Annotated in this window: 22 protein-coding genes; 13 read left to right on the top strand and 9 right to left on the bottom strand. The window is 60.5% G+C overall.

What is annotated here, in order from left to right; all coding sequences use genetic code 11:
- Positions 1 to 9: 9 nt before the first annotated feature.
- On the top strand, positions 10 to 291 hold the full coding sequence (locus RAE21_RS07865) for a FixH family protein (protein ID WP_313880892.1): 282 nt from the start codon (positions 10 to 12) through the stop codon (positions 289 to 291).
- Between the two features lie 22 nt (positions 292 to 313).
- Positions 314 to 550 carry a hypothetical protein gene (locus RAE21_RS07860; protein WP_313875891.1) on the top strand — a complete coding sequence of 79 codons (237 nt, stop codon included), beginning with the start codon at positions 314 to 316 and terminating at the stop codon, positions 548 to 550.
- A 15-nt stretch (positions 551 to 565) separates the two neighbouring features.
- Here RAE21_RS07860 and fnr read toward each other — a convergent pair whose 3' ends face one another.
- On the bottom strand, positions 566 to 1,285 hold the full coding sequence (fnr, locus tag RAE21_RS07855) for a fumarate/nitrate reduction transcriptional regulator Fnr (protein ID WP_313882677.1): 720 nt from the start codon (positions 1,283 to 1,285) through the stop codon (positions 566 to 568).
- 196 nt (positions 1,286 to 1,481) lie between these two features.
- On the opposite strand from fnr, the gene hemN reads away from it, so the two are divergent.
- The 4 genes from hemN to dusA all read left to right on the top strand — a co-directional run bounded on the left by hemN (position 1,482) and on the right by dusA (position 5,778).
- Positions 1,482 to 2,882, top strand: a complete 1,401-nt coding sequence (gene hemN / locus RAE21_RS07850; protein WP_313880891.1) for an oxygen-independent coproporphyrinogen III oxidase — start codon at positions 1,482 to 1,484, stop codon at positions 2,880 to 2,882.
- Positions 2,883 to 2,891: 9 nt separating this feature from the next.
- Entirely contained in the window at positions 2,892 to 3,575 is a 684-nt protein-coding gene (locus tag RAE21_RS07845) for a sulfite exporter TauE/SafE family protein (RefSeq protein WP_313880890.1), read from the top strand.
- 63 nt (positions 3,576 to 3,638) lie between these two features.
- Positions 3,639 to 4,718: a GGDEF domain-containing protein gene (locus tag RAE21_RS07840; protein ID WP_313880889.1), complete on the top strand. Its 1,080-nt coding sequence runs from the start codon at positions 3,639 to 3,641 to the stop codon at positions 4,716 to 4,718.
- 40 nt (positions 4,719 to 4,758) lie between these two features.
- On the top strand, positions 4,759 to 5,778 hold the full coding sequence (dusA, locus tag RAE21_RS07835) for a tRNA dihydrouridine(20/20a) synthase DusA (RefSeq protein WP_313880888.1): 1,020 nt from the start codon (positions 4,759 to 4,761) through the stop codon (positions 5,776 to 5,778).
- 16 nt (positions 5,779 to 5,794) lie between these two features.
- On the opposite strand, the gene RAE21_RS07830 is transcribed toward dusA, so the two are convergent.
- The 3 genes from RAE21_RS07830 to RAE21_RS07820 are packed head-to-tail and all read right to left on the bottom strand — an operon-like array spanning position 5,795 to position 7,658.
- Positions 5,795 to 6,316 carry a DUF1269 domain-containing protein gene (locus RAE21_RS07830; RefSeq protein WP_313880887.1) on the bottom strand — a complete coding sequence of 174 codons (522 nt, stop codon included), beginning with the start codon at positions 6,314 to 6,316 and terminating at the stop codon, positions 5,795 to 5,797.
- 9 nt (positions 6,317 to 6,325) lie between these two features.
- Positions 6,326 to 6,979 carry a BON domain-containing protein gene (locus RAE21_RS07825; protein WP_138515929.1) on the bottom strand — a complete coding sequence of 218 codons (654 nt, stop codon included), beginning with the start codon at positions 6,977 to 6,979 and terminating at the stop codon, positions 6,326 to 6,328.
- Between the two features lie 43 nt (positions 6,980 to 7,022).
- Entirely contained in the window at positions 7,023 to 7,658 is a 636-nt protein-coding gene (locus RAE21_RS07820; RefSeq protein WP_313880886.1) for an outer membrane beta-barrel protein, read from the bottom strand.
- Positions 7,659 to 7,909: 251 nt separating this feature from the next.
- On the opposite strand from RAE21_RS07820, the gene RAE21_RS07815 reads away from it, so the two are divergent.
- Complete coding sequence (locus tag RAE21_RS07815) at positions 7,910 to 8,734, top strand: thioesterase family protein (protein WP_313880885.1); 825 nt, start codon at positions 7,910 to 7,912, stop codon at positions 8,732 to 8,734.
- Here RAE21_RS07815 and RAE21_RS07810 read toward each other — a convergent pair.
- On the bottom strand, positions 8,731 to 11,256 hold the full coding sequence (locus tag RAE21_RS07810) for a sensor domain-containing protein (RefSeq protein WP_313880884.1): 2,526 nt from the start codon (positions 11,254 to 11,256) through the stop codon (positions 8,731 to 8,733). The two genes, RAE21_RS07815 and RAE21_RS07810, sit on opposite strands and share 4 nt — an antisense overlap.
- 17 nt (positions 11,257 to 11,273) lie before the next feature.
- On the bottom strand, positions 11,274 to 11,954 hold the full coding sequence (locus RAE21_RS07805; protein ID WP_313880883.1) for a GntR family transcriptional regulator: 681 nt from the start codon (positions 11,952 to 11,954) through the stop codon (positions 11,274 to 11,276).
- 136 nt (positions 11,955 to 12,090) lie between these two features.
- Between RAE21_RS07805 and scpA the strand changes: the two genes are divergently transcribed.
- The 6 genes from scpA to RAE21_RS07775 all read left to right on the top strand — a co-directional run bounded on the left by scpA (position 12,091) and on the right by RAE21_RS07775 (position 21,865).
- Positions 12,091 to 14,262: a methylmalonyl-CoA mutase gene (gene scpA, locus RAE21_RS07800; RefSeq protein ID WP_313882676.1), complete on the top strand. Its 2,172-nt coding sequence runs from the start codon at positions 12,091 to 12,093 to the stop codon at positions 14,260 to 14,262.
- On the top strand, positions 14,259 to 15,284 hold the full coding sequence (gene meaB / locus RAE21_RS07795) for a methylmalonyl Co-A mutase-associated GTPase MeaB (protein ID WP_313880882.1): 1,026 nt from the start codon (positions 14,259 to 14,261) through the stop codon (positions 15,282 to 15,284). Before scpA ends, meaB begins: the two co-directional genes overlap by 4 nt.
- Positions 15,285 to 15,327: 43 nt before the next feature.
- The gene (locus RAE21_RS07790; protein WP_087493582.1) at positions 15,328 to 16,860 is read left to right on the top strand and encodes an acyl-CoA carboxylase subunit beta; all 1,533 of its coding nucleotides are present in this window, start codon (positions 15,328 to 15,330) and stop codon (positions 16,858 to 16,860) included.
- A 30-nt stretch (positions 16,861 to 16,890) separates the two neighbouring features.
- On the top strand, positions 16,891 to 18,939 hold the full coding sequence (locus tag RAE21_RS07785) for an acetyl-CoA carboxylase biotin carboxylase subunit (RefSeq protein WP_313880881.1): 2,049 nt from the start codon (positions 16,891 to 16,893) through the stop codon (positions 18,937 to 18,939).
- On the top strand, positions 18,936 to 19,412 hold the full coding sequence (locus tag RAE21_RS07780; RefSeq protein WP_313880880.1) for a VOC family protein: 477 nt from the start codon (positions 18,936 to 18,938) through the stop codon (positions 19,410 to 19,412). The genes RAE21_RS07785 and RAE21_RS07780 overlap by 4 nt, the downstream gene beginning before the upstream one ends.
- Before the next feature lie 125 nt (positions 19,413 to 19,537).
- On the top strand, positions 19,538 to 21,865 hold the full coding sequence (locus RAE21_RS07775) for a methyl-accepting chemotaxis protein (RefSeq protein ID WP_313880879.1): 2,328 nt from the start codon (positions 19,538 to 19,540) through the stop codon (positions 21,863 to 21,865).
- A 41-nt stretch (positions 21,866 to 21,906) separates the two neighbouring features.
- Here the strand turns inward: RAE21_RS07775 and rsxB are convergent, their stop codons facing one another.
- Genes rsxB through RAE21_RS07760 form a run of 3 tightly spaced genes read right to left on the bottom strand, consistent with a single transcriptional unit; the run spans position 21,907 to position 25,421 of the window.
- Positions 21,907 to 22,590, bottom strand: coding sequence for an electron transport complex subunit RsxB (gene rsxB, locus RAE21_RS07770; RefSeq protein ID WP_313880878.1), 684 nt, complete (start codon positions 22,588 to 22,590; stop codon positions 21,907 to 21,909).
- Positions 22,587 to 24,023 carry a polyhydroxyalkanoate depolymerase gene (locus RAE21_RS07765; RefSeq protein ID WP_313880877.1) on the bottom strand — a complete coding sequence of 479 codons (1,437 nt, stop codon included), beginning with the start codon at positions 24,021 to 24,023 and terminating at the stop codon, positions 22,587 to 22,589. Before RAE21_RS07765 ends, rsxB begins: the two co-directional genes overlap by 4 nt.
- Before the next feature lie 54 nt (positions 24,024 to 24,077).
- Positions 24,078 to 25,421 carry a hypothetical protein gene (locus RAE21_RS07760; protein WP_313880875.1) on the bottom strand — a complete coding sequence of 448 codons (1,344 nt, stop codon included), beginning with the start codon at positions 25,419 to 25,421 and terminating at the stop codon, positions 24,078 to 24,080.
- Positions 25,422 to 25,459 lie beyond the last annotated feature (38 nt).

The raw sequence follows: 25,459 nt of genomic DNA, 5'->3' as shown, positions 1-25,459 counted from the left end.
AGCCACTGTATGACCAACCCGACAAGCTCATCTACCCCCGCAGCCCCCTGGTGGAAGTTCGGCCATGTGTGGCTGGTGGTGTCCGGCCCGCTGATCGTGGTGGTGGCGAGCTTCCTGACTTTTTATCTGGCCGCCCGCGGTATGGACCCGGTCGTCGATGAAAACTATTACCAGACGGGCCTGGACATCAACAAGACCCTGGCCACCCAACCAGAAAGCCTGGCACCCGCCATGCAGGCCCGCAACCATGCAGCTACTGGCATCGTGCCAGCCGCTGCGCCTGCCCGTTAAGCGGTTGGCAAGGAGCAATGTGATGCCAAGAGCCCCATGGATGGCTGTCGTGTGGCCCGCTTTTCTGGCGGCAGGCGTGCTGGAAATCGTGGTGTTCGCATTCATAGACCCCCACGATCTGCATTGGAACGACGCGGCTTTGCCGCTGTCACGCCAAGGGATTTACACCGTTGCGTTTTTTGTATTCTGGGGGGTGACGCTGGCTTCCAGCGCGCTCACGGCTTTGCTCGCCATGAGCGCTGCAGACGTCAACAACTAGCGAGCGTGGTCTCGCTCAGTTGCAGACTTTGGGGTTGACGATGTCTTTGAGGGCATCGGTGTTCAGGATGCGCACGTGCCGTTGCTTGACTTCCACAATTCCGTCGTCCACGAACTTGGAGAAGGTGCGGCTCACGGTTTCGAGCTTTAAGCCCAAGTAACTGCCGATTTCTTCACGCGTCATCCGCAGCACCAGTTCTGACTGCGAGAAGCCGCGGGCGTGCAGGCGTTGCACCAGGTTCAGCAGAAATGCGGCGAGTCGCTCTTCGGCCCGCATGCTGCCCAAGAGGAGCATGACGCCGTTTTCGCGCACGATTTCGCGGCTCATGATTTTGTGGACATGGCGCTGCAGCGAAGTCACCTCGCGCGACAGCTCTTCAATCCGGTCAAAGGGCATGACGCAAACCTCTGCGTCTTCCAGAGCCACGGCATCGCAAGTGTGGTGGTCGTTCACGATGCCATCGAGTCCGACGACCTCTCCCGCCATTTGAAAACCGGTGACCTGGTCGCGCCCGTCTTCAGACGCTACGCAGGTTTTGAAGAAGCCGGTGCGGATGGCATAGAGGCTGGTGAACTTTTCACCGTTGCGAAACAGGGTTGCGCCGCGTTTGATTTTGCGGCGGCTGGCGACCACGTCGTCGATTTTCTCGAGCTCGGTAGGGCTCAGGCCCAAAGGCATGCACAGTTCGCGCAGGTTGCAGTTGGAGCATGCGACCTTGATGGTGTGGGAATTCAATGCCCCGGCTCCCACCGGCGTGATGGCGATAGAAGCGTGGGCGTCCTGAGACTTGGCGGTAGGCATTGCGTGTTCGAGCATGGTGTTCCCCTGATGCAAGTCAATTATGGTCCGGGTCATCCTGAAACTCCTTGATGTAAATCAAGGAGCCTGAAGGCTGTTTCGTTCACAGTCTGTGCGCTAGCTTGGAGTATTCATGAACGCAGCCCTTGGTTCCGCACCCATTTCAGAACAACTGTTGACCCGCTTCGATGTTTCCGGGCCACGTTACACCTCGTATCCGACCGCGGACCGCTTTGTAGAGGCGTTCAGCGCGGACGATTACTCCCAAGCACTATTGCAACGCCGCTCCGGTGCTGCCGCGCTGGCCTTGCCTTTGTCTTTGTATGTGCACATTCCGTTTTGCGAATCGCTGTGCTACTACTGCGCTTGCAACAAAATTATCACCAAGCACCATGACAAAGCGGCCACGTATTTGCGCTACTTGACGCGGGAGGTGGAGTTACACACCCGGCTGATGGGTACCGGCCAGTCCGTCAGCCAGTTGCACCTCGGGGGCGGGAGCCCTACCTTTTTGAGTGACACAGAGCTGCGGGAGCTGATGGCGATGCTGCGCCGCAACTTCAGCTTTGTCGCGGGTGGTGAATACTCCATTGAGGTTGACCCCCGGACGGTAGACGCCGCGCGCCTGGATACCCTGGCCGAACTCGGCTTCAACCGCCTGAGCTTTGGGGTGCAAGATTTTGACCCTGCGGTGCAAAAAGCAGTTCACCGGGTACAACCTGCCGAGCAGGTGTTTGCCTTAGTGGAAGCGGCGCGCGCACGCGGGTTTGAGTCCATCAATGTGGACCTGATATACGGCTTGCCCCGTCAGAGCCCCGAGTCCTTTGACCGCACATTGGCCCAAGTGAACGCCTTGAGGCCGGACCGTATCGCGCTATATGCCTACGCCCATTTGCCTGAGCGCTTCAAACCTCAGCGCCGTATTGCGACCGTGGAGTTGCCGGGTGCGGCTTCCAAGGTCTCCATGTTGGCGCATTCGCTGGCGTCTTTCATGGGAGCGGGCTATGTCTATGTGGGCATGGACCACTTTGCGCTGCCAGACGATTCGTTGGCAGTGGCGAAGCGGCAAGGGCGCCTGCACCGTAACTTTCAGGGCTACAGCACCCAGCCCGACTGCGACTTGATCGCTTTGGGCGTCTCTGCCATCGGCCGCATTGGCGCCACCTACAGCCAGAACGCCAAAACGCTGGAAGAGTATTACGACTACCTGGACCAAGGCCGCTTCCCCATCGTGCGGGGAATGGCGGTTACGCGGGACGATCTGGTTCGTCGTGCGGTGATCATGGCGCTGATGTGTCAGGGACATTTGCAGTTTGAGTCGATCAATCTTGCCTATTTGCTGGACTTCAAAAGCTACTTTGCCGCCGAGCTCGAAACCTTGCGGGGGCTGGAAGAGCAGGGGTTGGTGTCCTTGGACGACACGGGAATCCAGGTCACCAGCCAAGGCTGGTTTTTTGTGCGGGCTGTGGCCATGGTGTTTGACCGTTATCTCCAGACGGACCGCACCCGCGCACGCTTCTCCAAAATCATTTGAAGCGTCCGGATGCAATCTTCTCTGGCAGTAACCGCGTTGCTGATGGGCCTGGTGGGAGGCCCTCACTGCGTTGCCATGTGCGGGGCTGCGTGCGCCGGCATCGGGCAGGCCGCTGGACCCCGGCGGACACCGGCCATGCTGAGCTTTCAGGCCGGCAGGGTCATTGGCTATGCCGCACTCGGTGCCTTAGCCGCAGCATCGGTGCAGGGCCTGGGTTGGCTCACCGTGCAGTCTGCTGCGCTCCGGCCAGTGTGGTCTTTGCTTCATGTGGCCGCCACTGTATTGGGCTTGGTGCTTTTGTTTTCAGGGCGTCAGCCTCTGTGGCTACAGGCAGGGGCGCGTAGCGTCTGGGCCGGGGTGCGCAAAGCCGGGGCAGGGGGCGTGTTGGCTGCGCCCCTGGGGCTAGGGGTGGTGTGGTCCCTGTTGCCTTGCGGCTTACTGTATTCGGCGTTGCTGCTGGCATCCCTGTCGGGCGAGCCCTTGTCCGGTGCAGCAACCATGGCACTTTTCGCCCTCGGCACCTCGCTGACCATGATGGCGGGGCCTTGGTTGTGGCTGCGTTGGGGTTTGTCCCGCATGGGCGATGGAACATGGGGTATCCGCCTGGCCGGCGCGGCCTTGGCACTAGCCTCAGGGTGGGCTTTGTGGATGGGATTGGTGCACAATAAAGCTCCGTGGTGCGCCACCGGCTAGCCCTGAACAACACCGGTTTCAGGCGGCCGACTGCTTACGCAGACCCAACGAAAGTCCGCCTGCATGCTAGACCCCTCCCACTCGGATGAGAAGCTTCGGATCGAAGACCTGCGCAGCTTCAAGATTCTGGATACCCCTGCTGAGCAGGCCTATGACGATGTGGTCAAACTGGCCTCTTACATTTGCGACACGCCGATCGCCCTGATCTCCCTGATCGATGAAGACCGCCAGTGGTTCAAGGCCCGTGTGGGCCTGAATGCGATGGAAACGCCGCGTGGCCAGGCTTTTTGTGCCCACGCCATCATGGATCCGGACCGGGTCATGGAGGTGCCGGATACCCAACAGGACGCGCGGTTTGTGGACAACCCGCTGGTGACTGGTGACCCCGGCATCCGTTTTTATGCCGGTGCGCCACTACTCACCCCTTCGGGTGCAGCACTCGGCACGGTATGCGTGATCGACAGGGTGCCCCGCAAATTGACCGAGCGCCAGTCAGAGGCCTTGCAGGCCCTCTCCCGCCGGGTGGTGCAATTGTTGGCGTTGCGCCGGGTGAATGCTGAGCTGGAGCTTGTGACCAAGGCGCAGACCTTGCGCCACCAGCAACTGGAGAACCAGCAGCGCCGCATTGAAGAGCTTAACCATGACCTGCAGGAGCAAACCCTGACGGATCCATTGACGGCTTTGAAGAACCGCCGCGCTTTTGATACCTTGTTGTCCCATGAGTTTGCGCGTTCCCTGCGCTCCAAATCGCCGCTGTGCCTGTTGATGGTGGATGCAGACCATTTCAAAGCCTACAACGATGCGTTTGGCCATGTGGCGGGCGATCAGGCCTTGATGTTCATTGCACTGGCGATCAAAAGCCAGGCGCGTGCCTATGACCATGTGGCCCGCTATGGCGGCGAGGAGTTTTGCGTCATCCTGCCCGATACCCAGCTGAACGAAGCGCTGGTGGTGGCCGAACGCATCCGGGATTCGATCAAGTCCATCCATGGCCTGCGCCGGCCCATGTCTGCCAGCATTGGGGTGGCGTATTCCGAAGGCATCAGCAGCCCCAAGCGGCTGGTCGAGCTGGCGGACCGCGCCATGTACCTGGCCAAGCAGGGCGGCCGTGACCGGGTAGAGATTTTTCTGCCTCCGACCTGAACCCGCGGCAGGGTGGGCGCGGGGCTGGGATAATCCGGCCATGCCCGCTTTAGAAAACAAGTCTGCTATGCCGGACACGATGTGGCGCCTGTCCGTAGCGCCGATGATGGACTGGACCGATAGACATTGTCGCTATTTCCACCGCCTATTGAGCCGCCACGCGCTGCTGTACACCGAGATGGTGACCACCGGCGCGCTCATCCATGGCGATGTTCCGCGCCATTTGCGCTTTAACGCCGAAGAACACCCCGTCGCCTTGCAGCTGGGCGGGAGCGAGCCTGCTGATCTGGCGCGTGCTGCCAAGCTGGGCCAGGACTGGGGTTATGACGAGATCAACATCAACTGCGGCTGCCCGTCCGAGCGGGTGCAGCGCGGCGCATTTGGCGCCTGCCTGATGAACGAAGCCCCGCTGGTGGCGGACTGCGTGAAGGCCATGGTGGACGCGGTGGATGTGCCGGTGACCGTGAAGCACCGCATTGGGATCGACAAGGAAGAGAGCTACGGCTTCGTCCGCGACTTTGTAGGCACCGTGGCAGATGCCGGTTGCACTGTGTTCATTGCCCACGCGCGCAACGCGTGGCTCAAGGGCCTGAGCCCCAAAGAGAACCGCGAAATCCCGCCCCTGCGCTATGAGCTGGTGTACCAGCTCAAAAAAGATTTTCCGCACCTCACCATTGCCATCAACGGTGGTATTACCAAGACAGCCGAAGTGGCGGGCCATCTGGAGCACGTGGACGGCGTGATGCTGGGGCGCGAGGCGTACCACAACCCCTGGTGGTTGGCCGAATGGGACAGCGCGTTTTGCGGCGCCACTGAGCGGGACATTACCCGCGAGACGGTGGAAGCCCAGATGGTGGACTACATGGAGCGCGAGGCCGCGCAACACGGTACCCACTGGTACAGCATTGCGCGCCATATGCTGGGTTTGCGCCACGGCCTGCCCGGCGCCCGGCGTTGGCGGCAGGTGTGGACGGACCACCGCCTCAAGCACCTAGGTGCCCGCGAGGTGATGGCCCTGGCCCACGATTCAGAGTCAAATCGGGCTCTGGCGCCCGTCTGATATGGGCAGGGTGCTACTAATTCAGTAGCGTCTCAGCCAGTTCCATCGGTTGGGTGCCGGCCAGGATGGACTTGGCCCGCGCCACTTCGTCGTCGCTGCCGTGCACCATCAGCACGTATTTGTCGGCCTTGAGGGCTGTCTCGTATACGATGACTTGGTCCTTGGGAACACCCAGCTGGCTCAGGGCTGCGCCCACGGCCGAGAGGCCCCCAACCAGCACCGCGCCTTCGAGCGCGCTGATGACTACCGACACAATCGGCCCTGCCATGGCGATCATGCCCAAGGGCGGCAGCATGAAGACGGCAGGTGCCATCAAAATGCCCCACATGCTGCCCCAGAATGCGCCGGTGCTACCCCATGCGCGGATTTTGTCGCCGGTGCTGTAGAAGCCCACCGGGTGCTCTTCGCTGTGGTAGCCCTTGCCGATGAGCGAGAGTTTTCTCACATCAAAGCCGAACTTCTTGAGCGTCTGGATGGCGGTCTCTGCCTCCTCGTGGGAGTTGCAGATGGACACCGAGGCGTTGGTATGGGCTTGCATGTGCTGCCCTCAGAAGGTCATGGTCATTTTGTCGACCACGCTGGTCACACCGGGCGTGCTCCAGGCGGCTTCTTTGGCGGTGTCGCGCTCGGTCCAGTTGCTGACATTGCCGGTCAAGGTGAGGGTGCTGCCGTCAATGTCGATGTTGATCTTGCCGGCGTCCGTGTGGGCGCGGCGCACCAGCGCGGCTTCAATGTCGGCTTTGGCTGCGCTGAGCTTGGTACCGGGCTGCAGAATGATCTGGTTGGACACCCCATTCACGCCCATCAGGTAGCGCACCGCCACCGCTGCGGCCAGCTTCTGGAACTGCCATTCGGTTTGCCCGGTCAAGGTGATCCAGCCTTTTTCGACGGTGACGTTCACCTTGTTGCCCAGTGGGGTGGACATCCATTGCAGCGCGTTTTTGGCGGAGTTGGCAATGTCGCTGTCGTTGCGGATGCCGCTGGAAGCCAGCTTCACATCAATTTCCACCGCCAGGGCGCGCACGCCCACTACGCGGCGCGCGGCTTTCTCGGCGTGGTATTTCTCTTGGTAAGTCATCACATGGCCGGCCAGGGTGACGACGCCGTCTTTGGCTTCCACGCCGATGTTTTCGGCGTGGACCGAGGGTTCCCAGTGGAGTTCAGCCAGCACGTCTTGTTGGAGTTGGAGATCGGTTTTCATGGGTTTCCTTGGGTGGTTGGAGGAGGGGGCAAGGTCAGGAGGTTCAGTAGTGGTAGCGCAGGCCGAGCTTGGTGGCGCTGATGCGGTCGGTGCTGCCGCCGGGGAACTTCATGGTGTGCTCCTCGTACATCAACACGCCGGACCATTGGGCTGCCAGCTGCAGCTCCACGCCCAAGCCATAGCTCCAGCCAAAATCACGCTCGCTGCCGGACTGCACGCCGGACGTGGGCGCGCTGCTGACATCGGTGCGGCCATAGGTGGTGCCCACCTTGCCCAGCAGGTTCCAGGCGGGGTTGAGCGGCATGCGGCCGATCAGGTTCAGGTTGATGCCATCCGCAGTAGTGCGGCCGCCGGCACGGTTCACCGAGCCGAAGTCGGTGTAACCCACCTCCAGACCCCAGTTGGGGCTGAATACATAGTTGCCCATGCTGACGCTGTAGGCGGTGGCCCGTTGGTCGTTGTCGAAAATGCCGAACCCGTTGCTGGGTTTGGAATAGTCGGATGAGCCGACACTGATGTCGACATAGCCCGGGCTGTAGGCGTTGCCGCGGGCGGGTGACATCTGGGCGGCGGCGGGCGCCATGGCAAACGGCGCGGCAAGACACAAGGCCAGTCCTGCCAACGTGGCGCCTCGAGCGCGCGGGGTGTGGCGGGGGGCGGGGATACGGGGTGTGTGCATAGTGAGCAGCCTTTAAAGAGAAAAAAACCGGATCACTCCGGGAGACAACCTCACTGTGGGCGACTTAAGCGCCGCCATCTGTGCGCAAGCGCGCCTAGGCAGCACGGATCCGGTAAATCGACACACCCGTGACAGGCGGCTGCCAACAGGTGCGGCACTATGTACTTTGCAGCTGGTGATTTTTAAGCCAAATTGGCATGTGGCGCAGGCAGAATATGCGCGAGTAGCTATTAAAAAAGGAGCAAATTCCGATGGCAGATAACCCGCAGAAACCCGCGTTCGATGGCGACATGGCGGCCTACACCGCATTGGGCGGCGCGGTGTACCGTGCATCTGCGCTCACGCGCGGCCCCTGGCACCCGCAGCAGCAACATGCCGGCCCGCCGATCGCCTTGGTGAGCCACGCCTTGGAAGCCGCGGCCCAAGCGCATGGGCTGCACCACCTGGCCCGCTTGACTGCCAATTTGTTACGCCCCGTGCCGATTGCCGATATCGAAGTGAGGGTGCAAGAAGACTATGTGGGTCGTAATGCCGGCCACTTCTCTGCGGTCGCACTGGCGGATGGCAAAGAGCTGATTCGCGCCACCGCGCTGTTTCAGCGCGAGGACGAGGTAGGCCTGCCCGATGGCCTGCCCGGTCACCCCTTGCCGCTGGCACCGAACCAGCCGGATGCGTCGCCCGTGCAGCGTTTCCCGTTTGCGCACCATGAATGGGGCTACCCCGATCTGGTGGAAACGCGCATGGCCCAGGGCCGCATGTTTGCCGGCCCGAGTGCGGTGTGGTTTCGCATGAGCCATCCGCTGGTGATGGGTCAAACGCCCAGCGCCTACCAGCGCGTAGCGGTGGCGGCTGACTCGGGCAACGGCATCAGCGCGATTCTGGATTTGTCGACCCATGTGTTTGTGAACTCCGACCTCACCATCAACCTGCTGCGCAAACCGGTGGGTGAGTGGGTGTGCCTCGATGCCCGCACCCATTTGTCCAGCCACGGCGGGGGGCTGGCGGAGTCGGCTCTTTACGACGAGCAGGGCCTGATCGGGCGGGCGACGCAGAGCTTGTTTGTGAGGCGTCGCTAAGCGAGGGGTGTGTTGGTTTGCGGATGACTGGAGACAAATGATGCAAATGCGTCGGCTGGCATGGGCCTTGCAAAGAAAAAGCCCTGCGCCTCATCGCACCCGAAGCGTTGCAACAACTTGACGATGTCGGGGGTCTCCACCCCCTCTGCGATAGTTTTTAAGCCCATACTTTTGGCCATCTGGATGATGGCATTCACGATGGCGGTGTCTTCGGGGTCGGCTACGAGGTCCCGGACAAAACTCTGGTCGATTTTGAGTTTGTCGATGTCAAATCGTTTCAGGTACGACAGGCTCGAATAGCCTGTGCCGAAATCGTCAATCGCCAGCTGCACGCCTAGCCCTTTCAGGCGCTTGAGGGCGGCTAGTACGTGGTCCACATTTTGAATCAACAGTGACTCGGTGAGTTCCAACTCCAGGTTCTGCGGATTCATTCCGGACTCGAGCAAGACCTTAACCAACGCCTCTTCCAGGTTGCCACGGTTGAATTGCGCCACAGACACGTTGACCGCCATGAGCAGAGCGGGCAGGCCTTGCCGGTACCATGACATAGCCTGGCGACAAGCTTCAGACATCACCCAGTCACCAATAGGAACAATCAAGCCGCTATCCTCGGCAACCGGTATGAATCGGGCCGGCGAGACCATGCCCAGGTCGGGGTGGTTCCAGCGAATCAGAGCCTCGGCCCCAAAAATCCGACCCGTGGGCAAGTCGATTTGGGGTTGGTAATGGAGAACCAATTCATTGCGTTCCAACGCGCGACGCAAGCCGTTTCGCAGGTGCAGATGTTCCTTGGCCTCCGCGTTCATGGCTTCGTTGAAGTACCGGTAGGTGTTCCGCCCGGCTTCCTTGGCGCGGTACATGGCCATATCCGCCTTTTTGCGCAAGGTATCGAAGTCTTGGCCGTCATCCGGGTACACCGTAACTCCGATGGAGGCGGAGGTCGCGAGTTCGTGCCCATCGGTGTAGAACGGCTCGTCGAGCCGATCCAGCAATTTGGCAATCACCGGGAGTGCGGCGTCTTTGTCTTTCAGGGCATTCAGCAGCACTACAAACTCATCGCCACCCTGGCGGCTGATGGTGTCACTCTCGCGCACGCAAGTGCGCAGCCGCTGCGCCACTTCTTGCAGCAGGCTGTCGCCGACGGCGTGCCCCAGCGTGTCGTTGATGCGCTTGAAGTTGTCCAGATCCAGAAACAGCAAGGAAACCTTGGTCTTTGCGCGGTCTGCTTGCGCCATGGCGACCTCCAGGCGGTCCTCCAGAAGTTGTCGGTTGGGCAATCCGGTCAGTGCATCGTGGTAGGCCATGAAGGCCACCTTGCGTTCGTTGGCTTTTCTTTCGCTGATGTCCGAGGCCATAGTCAGCACGCCATAGGCCTGGCCGGCCTGGCCTTGCAAAGCCACGATGTTCAAGCTCAATTCCAAGGCCTGCCCGCCGGGCAGATTCAGCTGCAGTTCGGTGTTGACTACTTTGCCTCCCTCAAACGCTTGCTCGCGCAGTGCTTGCAGCTCGGGGGTCTCCAAGCGCTGCGAAAAAACGGATGGGTCGTCGAGCGTCTCTTGGCGCAGCAGGTTGAACATTTTTTCTGCAGCCGTGTTCCAGCTCAGGACGCGGCCTTGCTGGTCTTGGGTGTAAATGGCCAGCGTGGAGCTGTCAATCACCACCTGCATGCGCTGGTGCGCATCCTGCAATTCGCGGGTTCGCTCTTCTACCCGTTGCTCCAGCACCTGATGGGCTTGCAACAAAGCGTCAGCCGCAGCCTTCTTTTCACTGATGTCTTCCGTAATCCAGATGGTGGTCCGGTTATCGGCGGTTGTGGTCACCGCTTTCGCCAGGTGTCGGCACCAGACTTGGCTCCCATCCTGGCGGCTGTTCAGCCACTCTGCCTCCATGAGTGCGCCGGACGCCAGCGTGGCTCCTGCATGCTCGGCAAACGCCTGATGGTCCTCGTCGGAACTGAAAAACACGCGTGTTTTCTGCCCTAGGAGTGCACCGGGGGGCCAACCAAGGATCGCATCAAAGCGTGGATTCGTCAGCTCTATCAGTCCGTTACGGGTGAACATGATGCCCACCGAAGCGTTTTCTAGTATCGCGTCCTGCCGGTGGATCAGCTGTTGCAGCGCGGATTCTGCTTTCTTGCGCTCGGTGATGTCTTCAAAAATCCAGATCGTGCCTTCTGCCGAGTTATGGGGGTTCACCGGCTTGATGCGCATGTGGCAATCGATGGGTGTGTCATCTTTGCGCCGCATGGTGAATTCAAGACTCACGGGCTCCCCACGCGTCAGGCGCGGGCCTGCCACTTCGCCCATGCGGGTGTAGTCGGTGTCACTCAAGTAGAAAACCCGGCCGGGTTGTCCTTGCAATTCGCCCTCGGCGTAGCCAAATATCTCGTTGAAACGCGGGTTGCAGTGCAGAACCTTGCGGTCCCGGGTGAACAGAATTCCGACCGACGCATTCTCCAGAATCGCGCGGTATTCCAGCAGAGTTTGTTGATCCAGCGAAAGGGACATCAAGCGATCAGCCATGCCCCATTCTAGGGAGTTCAGGTGGCCGCTTCGAGCCCGTTGGCAAAGTGTTCAGCCATACGCTGTGCGGTGAGCGCAGGGTCGCGTGCCGCCAGGGCGTCCATGATGGCACGGTGTTCAGCCAAGGACTCTTCGATGCGCCCGGTCTTGAGCAGGGAGTTGTGACGGTTGAGTTTCATGACCTTGCGCAGGTCGGCCACCATCTGGTCGCGCCAGCGGTTGTTGGCAATCTCCAGCAGGCGCATGTGGAACTTCTCATTCACCGCAAAAAACTGGTCGGTGGTCGCGGTTTTGTCTTTGCCGTGCTTGGCCGCTGCCTCCAGCGCTTTGTGCAAAGCCTGCAGTTCCTTGATTTCTGCATCGGTGGCCTTGGTGGCCACTACGCCGGCCGCGTCGCTCTCCAACAAGCTGAGCAAGTGGTAGACGTTGGCTAGATCCTGCTGCGACACCTCGGTCACATAGGCGCCGCGGCGCACCTTCATGGTCACCAGGCCTTCGGCAGCCAGCACTTTCAGGGCCTCGCGCAGGGGGGTGCGGCTGATGCCGAACTCTTCGGCAATCTTCAGCTCGTCAATCCAGCTGCCGGGCTCCAACTCGCGCTTGAAGATGCGCTGGCGCAGCAGCTCGGCCACTTCCTCATACAGAGGGCGGGGGGCCAGCGATAAAGCGGGGCGGGCATCAGACATCAAGGCGGACATGCGGTAGGGGTCAAAAAGTGGGTGGATTGTAAGCTGCAACCAATATTCTGAATCAATAATTATGAATAATGTAGACTTGTTGCGCTGACCACGCCACCGGTAACCCCCTTTGATCGACTTCGATTGCGACCCCGCCATGACCGACAAGACGCCTGAATTTCAATCCGCCACACTGGAAGCCTGGGCCAAGGCTGCAGCCAAATCCGCCCCCGGCGGCAATGTGGACGCGCTGAACTGGATCACCCCCGACGGCATCGCGGTCAAGCCCCTTTACACCGCAGCAGATACGGCAGACCTGAAGCACGCCGACACGCTGCCAGGCTTTGAGCCTTACCTGCGCGGCCCGCAGGCCACCATGTATGCGGTGCGCCCCTGGACCATCCGCCAATACGCCGGCTTCTCCACCGCTGAAGAGTCCAATGCGTTTTACCGCAAGGCATTGGCAGCCGGCGGGCAGGGCGTGTCTGTCGCGTTTGATTTGGCCACCCACCGTGGCTACGACTCCGATCACCCCCGCGTAACGGGCGATGTGGGCAAGGCCGGCGTGGCGATTGATTCGGTCGAGGACATGAAGATCCTGTTCGACCAGATTCCGCTGGACAAGGTATCCGTCTCCATGACGATGAACGGCGCGGTGCTGCCGGTGTTGGCCGGCTACGTGGTCGCCGCGGAAGAGCAAGGCGTGAGTCAGGACAAGCTCTCCGGAACGATTCAGAACGACATTCTGAAAGAGTTTATGGTGCGCAACACCTACATTTACCCGCCTGCGCCCAGCATGCGCATCATCGGCGACATCATTGGCTACACCGCCAAGAACATGCCGAAGTTCAACTCGATCAGTATTTCGGGTTACCACATGCAAGAGGCGGGCGCCAACCAGGCGCTGGAGTTGGCCTTCACGCTGGCCGACGGGAAAGAATATGTGAAGACCGCCATCGCCTCAGGGTTGGACGTGGATGACTTTGCCGGGCGCCTGAGCTTCTTCTGGGCGATTGGCATGAACTTCTATCTGGAGGTGGCCAAAATGCGGGCCGCGCGCCTGCTGTGGTGCCGCATCATGAAGGGCTTTGACGCCAAGGCGCCTAAGAGCCTGATGTTGCGCACCCACTGCCAGACCAGCGGCTGGAGCCTGACCGAGCAGGACCCCTACAACAACGTGGTGCGCACCACCATCGAGGCGATGGCCGCCGTGTTTGGCGGCACGCAGAGCTTGCACACCAACAGCTTTGACGAAGCCATCGCGCTGCCCACCGAGTTCAGCGCGCGCATTGCCCGCAACACGCAGCTCATCATCCAGGAAGAAACCCACATCACCAACGTGATCGACCCCTGGGCCGGCAGCTACATGATGGAGAAGCTGACGCAGGACATGGCGGACGCGGCCTGGAAGATCATCGAAGAAGTGGAAGCCATGGGCGGCATGACCAAGGCCGTGGACAGTGGCTGGGCCAAGCTCAAGATTGAAGCTGCGGCTGCTGAGAAGCAGGCGCGTATCGACAGCGGCCAGGACGTGATCGTGGGTGTGAACAAGTACAAGCTCAAGAACGAAGACGTGATCGAAGCCCGCGACATCGACAACGTGGCCGTGCGCGAAAGCCAGATCGCCCGCCTTAAAGATATCAAGGCAAAACGCGACTCCGCGCTCGTGGAATCTGCGCTGGCTGCTATCACTTCTGCAGCAGAGTCCGGTAGCGGAAACCTGCTGGACTTGTCCATCAAAGCGATCCGCCTGCGCGCCACGGTGGGCGAGGTGAGCGATGCGCTGGAGAAAGCATTCGGTCGCCATCGCGCCGATACCAATAAGGTCAGTGGCGTGTACGCCGCTGCCTACGACAGCGCCCAAGGAGACACCATGGAGTATTGGAATGCCTTGAAGGCCGACATCGCCGGATTTGCCGACAAACAGGGCCGCCGCCCCCGCGTGATGATCAGCAAGCTGGGCCAGGACGGCCACGACCGCGGCGCCAAGGTGGTAGCCACCGCGTTTGCCGACTTGGGTTTTGACGTGGACATGGGCCCGCTGTTCCAGACCCCCGAAGAATGCGCCCGCCAGGCGATCGAAAACGACGTGCACGCGGTCGGCGTATCGACGCTGGCCGCAGGTCACAAGACACTGGTGCCCGCCATCATCGCCGAGCTCAAAAAGCAGGGCGCGGACGACATCATCGTTTTCGTAGGCGGTGTGATTCCGCGACAAGACTACGACTTTTTGTACGCCGCAGGCGTCAAAGGCATTTACGGCCCGGGCACGCCGATACCGGTGAGTGCTCGTGATGTACTGAGCCAGATCGAAAAGGCGCTCGGGTGACCCCTGAAGCCGTGCAGGCCGGTCTGCTGGGGGGCGAGTCCCTCCTGCAGCGCAGGTCAATAGCCAAAGCCATTACCCTGCTGGAGTCCACCCGTGTGGACCACCGGGCGCAGGGCGACACGCTGCTCACCGCGCTGCTTCCCCACACCGGCAAGTCGTTCCGGCTGGGCATCAGCGGTGTGCCGGGCGTGGGCAAGAGCACCTTTATTGAAGCGCTGGGCTTGTACCTGATTGGCCAAGGCCACCGCGTGGCGGTGCTGACGATTGACCCCTCCAGCTCGGTGTCCGGTGGTTCCATCCTGGGTGACAAGACGCGCATGGAGCATTTGTCCATGCACGAGAAAGCCTTCATTCGCCCCAGCCCGTCCAGCGGTACGCTGGGTGGTGTGGCCGAGAAAACCCGCGAGGCCATGCTGGTCTGCGAGGCTGCGGGTTACGACATCGTGATTGTCGAAACCGTGGGCGTGGGCCAGAGCGAGACAGCGGTGCAGGGCATGACCGACATGTTCGTCTTGATGCAGTTGCCCAATGCGGGCGACGACCTGCAGGCCATTAAAAAAGGCGTGATGGAGCTGGCTGATCTGGTGGTTATCAACAAGGCCGATATTGACGCCGATGCCGCCACCCGCGCGCAAGCCCAGATAACCTCCAGCCTGCGCTTGCTGGGCATGCACGGGAATCCGAATGATCCGCACAGCGACAAGCACTGGGCGCCCAAAGTGATTTCACTGAGTGCGTTGCTAGGGCAGGGCGTGGACACCTTCTGGAAAGCCGTGTGTGAATTCCAAACTCTGCAAACTGCCAACGGCCTGTTCAGCCAGCGCCGCCAGAACCAATCGCTGGCATGGATGTGGGAGCGGATTGACGCAGGACTGAAGCAAGCCTTCAAGCAAAACCCGGCGGTGCGCGAGCAGCTACCCCAGCTCACCGCGGCGGTGCAGGCCGGTCAGTTGGCCGCCAGCACTGCAGCACGAAATCTGCTCTCAGCGCTCGAATTTACTGCGCAAGCAGCTCCTAAATAGATAGCAAATAGCAACCCATTTTCTGACCTGAAGGAAGACAAGCATGCAAGACATCCTCGTACAACTGGAAGCCAAGCGCGAGCTGGCCCGCATGGGCGGTGGGCAAAAGCGCATCGATGCGCAGCACAAAAAAGGCAAGCTCACAGCGCGCGAGCGCCTGGAAGTGCTGCTGGACGAAGGCACGTTTGAAGAGTGGGACATGTTTGTCGAGCACCGCTGCGTGGACTTCGGCATGGACGAGCAGAAGATCCCCGGCGACGGCGTGGTCACCGGCTACGGCATGATCAACGGCCGCCTGGTGTTCGTGTTCAGCCAGGACTTCACGGTCTTTGGTGGTGCGCTGTCCGAAGCCCATGCCGAGAAAATCTGCAAGGTGATGGACCAGGCCATGAAAGTGGGCGCTCCGGTCATCGGCCTCAACGATTCGGGCGGTGCCCGCATTCAGGAAGGTGTGGCCTCTCTGGGCGGCTATGCCGATGTGTTCCAGCGCAATGTGATGGCTAGCGGTGTGATTCCGCAGATCAGCATGATCATGGGGCCCAGCGCCGGTGGCGCGGTGTACAGCCCTGCGATGACCGACTTCATCTTCATGGTGAAAGACAGCTCCTACATGTTTGTCACCGGCCCCGAAGTGGTGAAGACCGTGACGCACGAAGAAGTGACCGCTGAAGAGCTGGGCGGCGCACTCACCCACACCACCAAGAGCGGCGTGGCCGACCTGGCGTTTGAGAACGATGTGGAGGCGCTGCTGATGCTGCGCCGTCTCTACAACTACCTGCCCCTGAGCAACCGCGAGAAGGCGCCGGTGCGCAAGAGCGGCGACCCTATCGACCGCAAGGACCTGAGCCTGGACACGCTGGTGCCCGACAACCCCAACAAGCCCTACGACATGAAGGAGCTGATCGTCAAAACCGTGGACGATGGCGACTTCTTCGAGATTCAGCCCGAGTACGCCAAGAACATCATCATCGGCTTCGCGCGCATGGACGGCCAGACCATCGGCATCGTGGCCAACCAGCCGCTCGTTTTGGCAGGTTGCCTGGACATCAAGAGCTCCATCAAGGCTGCGCGTTTTGTGCGCTTCTGCGATGCGTTCAATATCCCCGTGGTCACGTTCGTGGACGTGCCCGGCTTCATGCCCGGTACCTCGCAAGAGTACGGCGGCATCATCAAACACGGCGCCAAGTTGCTCTACGCGTACGCCGAGTGCACCGTGCCCAAGATCACCGTCATCACCCGCAAGGCCTACGGCGGCGCGTATGACGTGATGGCCTCCAAGCACCTGCGCGGCGACGTGAACCTGGCGTGGCCCAACGCAGAAATTGCGGTGATGGGTGCCAAGGGCGCGGTGGAAATCATCTTCCGCGAAGACAAGGGCGATCCTGCGAAATTGGCGGCCAAAGAGGCCGAATACAAAGCCCGCTTTGCCAACCCCTTTGTGGCTGGTGCGCGTGGCTTTATCGACGACGTGATCCTGCCGCACGAAACCCGCAAACGCATCTGCCGTTCGCTGGTCATGCTCAAGGACAAGAAGCTGGAAAACCCGTGGCGCAAGCACGGGAACATTCCACTCTGATCGCCGAAGAACAAGAAAAGGACAAGCACCATGTTCACCAAAATCCTGATTGCCAACCGTGGCGAAATTGCCTGCCGCGTCATTGCTACCGCCAAGAAAATGGGCATCAAGACGGTTGCCGTCTATTCGGACGCCGACAAGGAGGCCCGCCACGTGGCGCTGGCGGATGAGGCCGTCAACATCGGCCCCGCACCTAGCCGCGAGAGCTATTTGCAGGCCGAGAAAATCATTGCTGCTTGCAAACAAACCGGCGCACAAGCCGTGCACCCCGGCTACGGCTTCTTGAGCGAGAACGAAGCCTTTGCCAAGCGCTGCGAAGATGAAGGTATTGCCTTCATCGGCCCCAAGGCGCATTCCATTGCCGCCATGGGCGACAAAATTGCCTCCAAAAAGCTGGCCAACGAGGCCAAGGTCAACACCATCCCCGGCTACAACGACGCGATTGCGGGCCCGGAGCAGGCGGTTGAGATTGCCAAGGGCATTGGCTACCCCGTGATGATCAAGGCCTCGGCCGGCGGCGGTGGCAAGGGCCTGCGCGTTGCCTTCAACGACAAAGAGGCTTTTGAAGGCTTCTCCAGCTGCCAGAACGAAGCCCGCAACAGCTTTGGCGATGACCGCATCTTCATCGAGAAGTTTGTGCAGGAGCCGCGCCACATCGAGATCCAGGTGCTGGGCGACAGCCATGGCAATGTGATCTATTTGAACGAGCGCGAGTGCTCCATCCAGCGCCGCCACCAGAAGGTGATTGAAGAGGCGCCAAGCCCCTTCATCAGCGATGCCACCCGCAAAGCCATGGGCGAGCAGGCGGTGCAACTGGCCAAGGCCGTGAAGTACCAGAGCGCCGGCACCGTGGAGTTTGTGGTCGGCAAAGATCAGGACTTCTACTTCTTGGAAATGAACACCCGCCTGCAGGTGGAGCACCCGGTCACCGAATGCATCACCGGCCTCGATTTGGTAGAGCTGATGATCCGCGTGGCGGCCGGCGAAAAGCTGCCGCTGACGCAAGCCGACGTGAAGCGCGATGGCTGGGCCATTGAGTGCCGTATCAACGCCGAAGACCCGTTCCGCAACTTCTTGCCGTCCACCGGCCGCTTGGTGCGCTTTGCGCCGCCTGAGCAGACCATGTGGCAGGGCGACACCGAGCACTTGCAAGGCGTACGCGTGGACACCGGCGTTCAGGACGGCGGCGAGATCCCCATGTTCTACGACTCGATGATTGCCAAGCTCATCGTGCACGGCAAGGACCGCAATGACGCGATTGCCAAGATGCGCGAGGCCCTTAATGGCTTTGTGATCCGCGGTGTGTCGAGCAACATTCCGTTCCAGGCAGCTCTGCTTGCCCACCCCAAGTTTGTGAGCGGCGATTTCAACACCGGCTTCATCGCCGAGAACTATGGCAAAGGCTTCTTTGCGGAAGACGTGCCGCATGACGATGCAGCGTTCCTGACCGCGCTGGCCGCCTTTGTGCGCCGCAAGTCGCGCGAGCGTGCAGCGGGCATGTCCGGCCAGTTGCCGGGCTATGCCGTGGATGCGGGCAAAGACTATGTGGTGGTGACGCTGGATGCTGCGGGCAACAATAGCTACACCGCAGTGCATGTGGATGAGTTTGAAGGTGAAACCGGCTCCGCCCAAGTGCGGGTGGGCGCGAGCAGCTATGTTATTCGTAGCAAATCACGCTTGAACGACATCGCCATTACCGGCACGGTGAACGGCAAAGCCTTCACGGCCCAGGTGGAGCGCGGCACCCCCAAGAACCCGTTGGCCTTGCGTGTGCAGCACAACGGCACCCGCATCGACGCACTGGTCATGTCCCCCCGCATGGCTGAGCTGCACACGCTGATGCCGCACAAGGCGCCACCCGACATGAGTCGCTACGTGCTCTCGCCCATGCCCGGCTTGCTGGTCGATGTGGCAGTGGTGCCCGGCCAAAAGGTGCAGGCCGGTGAGCGTGTGGCCGTGATCGAAGCCATGAAGATGGAAAACGTGCTGTTTGCCGCCGCAGACGGTGTGGTGGGCAAGGTGCTGGCCGCCAAGGGCGAGAGCCTGAGCGTGGACCAAGCCATCGTGGAGTTTGTATGACCGGTTCTGCAGCGAAACGCCCCTTCAAGGTCTTGGGTATCCAGCAGATCGCCATTGGCGGTCCCGACAAGAAACGTTTGCAAACTCTGTGGGTGGACATGCTGGGCCTGGAGGTCACGGGGACCTTCCAAAGCGAGAAAGAGAACGTGGACGAGGACATCTGCGCCATGGGCTCCGGCCCGTACAAGGTGGAAGTTGACCTGATGCAGCCCATGGACCCCGACAAAAAGCCAGCGGTGCACACCACGCCCTTGAATCATGTGGGCCTGTGGATCGACAACCTGCCGGTGGCGGTAGATTGGCTCACTGCCAAAGGCGTGCGCTTTGCCCCCGGCGGCATCCGCAAAGGGGCAGCGGGCTACGACATCACTTTTTTGCACCCCAAAAGCAATGACGAATTCCCGATTGCAGGGGAGGGCGTGCTCATCGAGCTGGTGCAGGCCCCCGCTGAAGTGATCGCGGCATTGAGCTGACCCGCGCTCTTGGCGTGGCAGTTTGAGGGGAAACACGGGGGGCAAAGCCCCCCTTTTTTCTACCATTTATCCGTGAAAAAGCGATAAAGTCAAAGCAGTTGAAGAATTTCCAAGGAACGCCCGTTATGAGCTTTGTGAAGTTTCTGTACCCCGGCATGTGGGGCATGCGCAAGATGCGTTTTGGTGCCAAGCTGGCCATCGTGTTCCTGGTTGCTTTGCTCCCCATGATCTTGATGGTTTCGCAGCTGCTGCGGCAAACGCTGAGCGATACCGCAATCATTCGGGCCGAGGTTGACGGCGTGGTGGTGGTGGAGCAAGCGACCGATTTGATCCGCTTGATTCAGTCGCACCGCGGTCAAACCAATATGCTGCTGCTGGGCAATGCAGCAGCCCAGACCCCCCGTGACAAAACACGCACCCAACTCGCAGAGGCGCGTACCGAGTTGGAAAAAGTGATGGGCGAGAAGCTCGCACTGGACGTGCCCAATGAATGGGCAGATTTGCGCAGCCGTTTGGATGCCCTGTTTGCCAGCCTTGACGGCAAAGATGCGCCCCAAGCGTTTGCTGTCCACACCGCATTGGTTGAAGACTTGACCCGGTTCGTTTACGGCGTGGCCGACAAATCTGGCTTGCTCTATGACCCCGTGCCAGTGACTTATTTGCTAATGGATATGTCGGTGTCACGCTTGATCCCCCTGCGTGAGCAGATCGGCCGTTTGCGCGGCGCGGGAGCCGGTTTCCTGAGCCAACCCACGGTCAGCGACACCGCGGTTGCGCGGGTCAATGTGTTGGCTGATGCCCTGTCAGCTTGGATGCGGGATGTGCAGTATTCGCAAAAAATTCTTGCCGGTGTCGGTTTCAAGAACGCAAGTGGTGACGCCGCTGAGTCCGCGGTGAACGCGTTTGTCGCCCTCACTAAAGAGCGGTTCAAGCCGGGTGCTGCCAGCGGGGACTCCGAGGCGTATTTTGCTGCCGGTACCCAAGCTATCGATGCCATTGGCGCCTATCACAAGGCCGTCAATACAGAAATGGTGCGCCAACTCCGTGAGCGCGAGGCCGACCTGAACACCTCGCTCTACCTGTTGATCGCCGGGAGTGCATTTGCACTCACGATGCTGATTTACCTGATGCTCTCGTTCAATCTGAGTTTTCTCTCCGATTTGCGCCAGGTGCTGTTGTTCATGCAAGAGACGGCCAGTGGCAACTTGCGCCACCGGGTTCGTATCCGGGGCAATGACGAGCTCTCAGACATGTCCCATTCGATGGATGTGATGGTGAACAACATCTCGGTGATGGTCGCCAGTGTGCGGAGCAATTCGGCGCTGGTTGCCAATTCAGGTGAAGTGCTGGTCATGGGTAATCGCAACCTGTCTGACCGCACCGAGCAGCAAGCCGCGAATCTGGAAGAGACCTCTGCCAGCGTTCAAGAGCTAGCGTCGACCGTCCGGGACAACGCCAACTCTGCGCAAGAGTCAGACCGGGTGGCACAGGGTGTGCGCCAAACCGCAGAGCAAGGCGCCGTCGGCATGAGTCAGGCCATTGCGTCGATTGAGGCGATTGAAGCCAGTACCCGCCGGATGGATGAAATCGTCGGCGTGATTGACGGCCTGGCCTTCCAGACCAACATCCTCGCGTTGAATGCGGCGGTGGAGGCTGCGCGCGCCGGGGAGTCTGGGCGGGGCTTTGCGGTGGTGGCAACCGAGGTGCGCTCCTTGGCGCAACGGTCTGCAGCCTCTGCTAAAGAGATCCGGCAGCTCATTTCCACTTCGTCACAGCAAGTGGCCGCCGGGGTGCAACAGATCCGGGCAGCTGGCAGCAATATCTCCGCGATCGCAGAAGGCGTGCGTGGTGTGGCAAGTCACATGTCGCTGATTTCAGCGTCCAGTTCAGAGCAGAGCGCGAGCTTGACGGAAATCACCACGGCCATCCGTCAACTCGATGAGATCACTCAGCAAAACGCATCGATGGTCGAGCAGGCCGTGGGGCAGGCCACCGCGTTGCAAGACCGGGCCAGTGTGCTAGCCGATGCGGTTGCGGTGTTCAAACTCCAACAAGGTTCTGCCGATGAGGCCCGCCAGCTGGTAGATAGGGCCTTGGAAGTACGGCGCAGCCACAGCGGGCGCGATTCCTTTGTGCGAGAAGTCACCGCGCAACACACCGGCCTGTTCGATCGGGATATGTATGTTTTCGTGCTGGACCGCAGTGGCCAGTATCTGGCTTTTGCCGGCAATCAGGCCAAAGTGGGCACGCGGGTGCAAGACGTGGCGGGTATTGATGGCAACGCGCTGATCGCCGCCATCGTGAACCAGGCGGACCATGCACCAGGCTGGGTGGAGTACGAGATCGCGAACCCGCTGACGGGCTTGGTACAAACCAAGATGTCTTATGTGGTGAAGGTGGACGATATGTACGTGGGCTGCGGCGTCTACAAGAGCCTGATGGCCAGCGTCTAATTCCTTTGTGCTCTCACTGGGCGGCAGGGCGACTGGTAGATTCAGTCAGCCTTGCCAGCTTGTCGAGCCCGGGCCTTGGCGAGCACGGCTTGAATGACCGCACGTTTTTGGTCTAACACCGCTTCATCGGTGTGTTGGGAATGGGTGGCCATATCTGCCAGCTTCATGCGCGCTTTGGCTTCCAACGCTTGGGCGTGCTCTTCAGCCTCGCGGGCCTGCCGCACTTGGCGGCTTTCGTAGCGCTGGCGCGCCTTCAAGGCGTCTTCCACGCTCCAGGCATCCCACCCGGTGCGATCGCCTGAGACAGTTTCCACCAACATGCAATCCACAGGGCATACCGGCAGGCACAGGTTGCAGCCGGTGCAGTGTGCCTCGATCACCGTGTGCATGCGCTTGTTGCTGCCGATGATGGCATCGGTCGGGCAGGCCTTGATACACAGGGTGCAGCCTATGCACCAGTCTTCATCAATAAAGACGACGGTGCGCGGCCCTTCCTGCCCGAACTCCGGGTTCAGGGGAATGACGGGATTACCGGTGATGGCCGCCAGGCGCGCAATACCCTCTGCGCCTCCGGGCGGGCACTGATTGATGGGGGCTTCGTTACGCGCCATTGCGCCGGCATAGGCGGCGCAATCGGGATACCCGCAGCGGGTGCACTGGGTTTGCGGCAGCGCGTCCAGCAGCTGCTGCGCCAGCAGAGGCGCAGCCTCCAGGACCGTACTCACTTGGTAGTGCTGACCCGCTTGCGTGCTACCTTTTTAGTAGCTGCTGGCGCAGTCTTTACGGGCGCTGGAGTCGCTTTTGGCTCTGAAATGGCGGCAGGCGCGGCTGCAACAGCCTCTACGACAGCAGTCTCTACCACAGCCGTCTCTGTAGACGCAGGTGCACTCGCTTGGCTGTTGTGGCTCTTGATGAAAGCCTTGACCTGCGGGTACACCATCTCGCGCCAGCGGCGGCCGGAGAAGATGCCATAGTGCCCGGCACCCATGGCCTCGTAGTGCTTTTGTAGCGATTTGGGCACGCCACTACAGATGTCGTGTACCGCGCGGGTCTGGCCGGAGCCGGAGATATCGTCCAGCTCGCCTTCCACCGACAGCAGGGCGGTGGTGGTGATGTCGGCAGGCTTGACGCGTTCGATCTTGCCGTCTTCACCCCGCACATCCCAGGTGCCGCTGACCAGCGCAAAGTCCTGGAACACCACCCGGATGGTCTCGAGGTAGTAGTCCGCGTCCATGTCTAGCACCGCGTTGTACTCGTCGTAGAACTTGCGGTGGGCTTCGGCCGATGCGTCGTCGCCCTTGATCAGGTCCTTGAAGTAGTCGTAATGGCTCTTGGCGTGGTGGTCGGGGTTCATGGCCACAAAGCCGGTGTGCTGCAAGAAGCCGGGGTACACGCGGCGCCCGGAGCCGGGGAAGTTGCTGGGCACACGGTAAATCACGTTGTTTTCGAACCAGCTATGGCTCTTGTTCATGGCCAGGTTGTTGACCGCGGTGGGGGATTTGCGGGCATCAATCGGTCCGCCCATCATGGTCATGGTCAGAGGCGTAGTCTCACCGCGGCTTGCCATCAGCGACACCGCGGCCAGCACCGGCACGGTGGGCTGGCAGACGCTCATGACGTGGCAGTTGCCGTACTTGCCTTGCACGTGGCGGATGAACTCCTGCACGTAGTTGACGTAGTCGTCCAAATGGAATTCGCCGTCCGACAAGGGCACTAGACGGGCATTTTTCCAGTCGGTGATGTAGACCTTGTGGTCTTTCAACATGGTCTTGACCGTGTCGCGCAGCAGGGTGGAGTAGTGGCCCGAGAGGGGTGCCACGATTAGCACCACCGGCTGGCCCTTGATTTTTTCCAGGGTTGCGGTGTCGTCGGTAAAGCGCTTGAAACGGCGCAATTCGCAGAAGGGTTTGCTGAGTTCTACCCGCTCATGGATCGCGATGTCCACGCCATCCACGTCAATAGTGCGCAGGCCGAATTCGGGCTTTTCGTAGTCCTTGCCGAGGCGGTGCATCAGGTCGTAGCTGGCGGACAGGCGTTGGGCAAAGGGGTTTTGTCCGGCCACGGACAGCGGGTTGCTATACAACTTGGCCGCCGCCAGTGCCAGATCGGAAAACGGCTCCATCAGGGAGCGTTGGGTTTCGTAGAGCTGGTACAGCATGAGAGGCTCGCTTTCGGGAAAATGTTGCAGTGCAATATAACAGGAGTGCGCAAATCAGCGGTTACTTGCCTTGAGAATCCCTCGGACCGCATTGCGGCTGTGGGCGCCGAAGTTGGCGAGCAACTCCGCGACGAGCGCGTCCAGCCGGAGTTTGGCCTCGGTGGGGACGTTCACCAGTTCCTTCACCAAAGTCACCCGTTCTTCATTGGCGCCGAAGTCGTAATTCGGGTCGGACACGAATCCCGGGGGCATGCTGTCCACGAGTGTTTGGGCGATGCGATTGCCATACGAGGCCGCCTGTGCAGACACCACGTTGCGAAGGTACAAGTCGTGCCATTCGGGGTAGCTGGCGTCTTTGTCTATTTGACGCAGGGCCTGATCAATCGGGGTGTCTTGCTTGGCCAGCGCGGAGTTCAGCAGTACTTCAGACTGGTATTTTTCCAGTGCCAAGTGCCGGTTCGACAGCAAGGTCACCATGTCGTTTTTCATGCCGGAGAGCCCCGCCATGGCCATGGCGTTGATGGCGAGCAGTTTCAGCGTCGAGTCGCCGGGCGACAGGCTCGCGTGGTAAGGCTGGGTCAGGTCCTGGATGTAGTGAAGTGCCAGGCCGGTAAAGCGCCAACCCCAATAAGGGTGGCCGGTGCGGAAGGCCAGCGAGGCGAGGGTGGAGTACTGGTACACCCGCAACTGGGGAAAGGTCCGCTTGATGAAGGGCGCCGCGGTGTACAGCACCTTGTTTTCATGCATGAAACCCATGTGGAATGGCGCTTGGCTGCCATACACCAGCAAGGGGTTGCCGAAGGGAAGGGTGCCGAAGCCGTACATCTTGCCCCACTCGGAGGGGCTGTCTTCAAACAGGTTGATGTCCAGCCCGTAGTCCGGCTCGTCAGCGGCACTGGCGGCAACCGCCAAGGGCGCTACGGTGTCACCCACCTTGAGGGGTTGAAATTTTTGGCTGGCATTGCCCAGCATGGGCAAGGTGGTGACAGTCTCCGAGGCCAAGCGTGGTGCGGGCGAGGCGTTGAGCTTCGGGTCGGGCTGAATGAAAAGTGCAAACCGGCTATTAGGGGCGATTCGCAAGGCATGGGTAAATGCCAAGCGGCGCGCTTCGTCACTTCGATTAGGGTTGGCAACAAAAGCCAGCTTGGAGGGGCGGGGTGGGTAACTTTGCAGATTGGCCGCCGCCCAAGCCTCATGGCTTGCCAGCAAGGCCTCGATGGTCTTTTCTTCGGCCTTGAGGAAGCTTTCCAGGGCCTCAACAGTCACAGGCGCCGCGTTGGCGACTTCGGGCATCGCCTCCAGTGCCCGGTAGGCTGCGAGGGTGTGGTTGCCCCATGCACCTGCGGTGGTGGAAATCAGCCCAAGCAGGGCTCCCAACGCATAGGCTATTTTCTTCATGCACTTGTCTCCATTGACGCCCGTGGAATATGCGCAAG

Source organism: Rhodoferax potami (assembly GCF_032193765.1).
In the GTDB taxonomy this organism is placed as follows: Bacteria; Pseudomonadota; Gammaproteobacteria; order Burkholderiales; family Burkholderiaceae_C; genus Allorhodoferax; species Allorhodoferax potami.
This window is presented reverse-complemented; position numbering and strand designations above follow the sequence as displayed.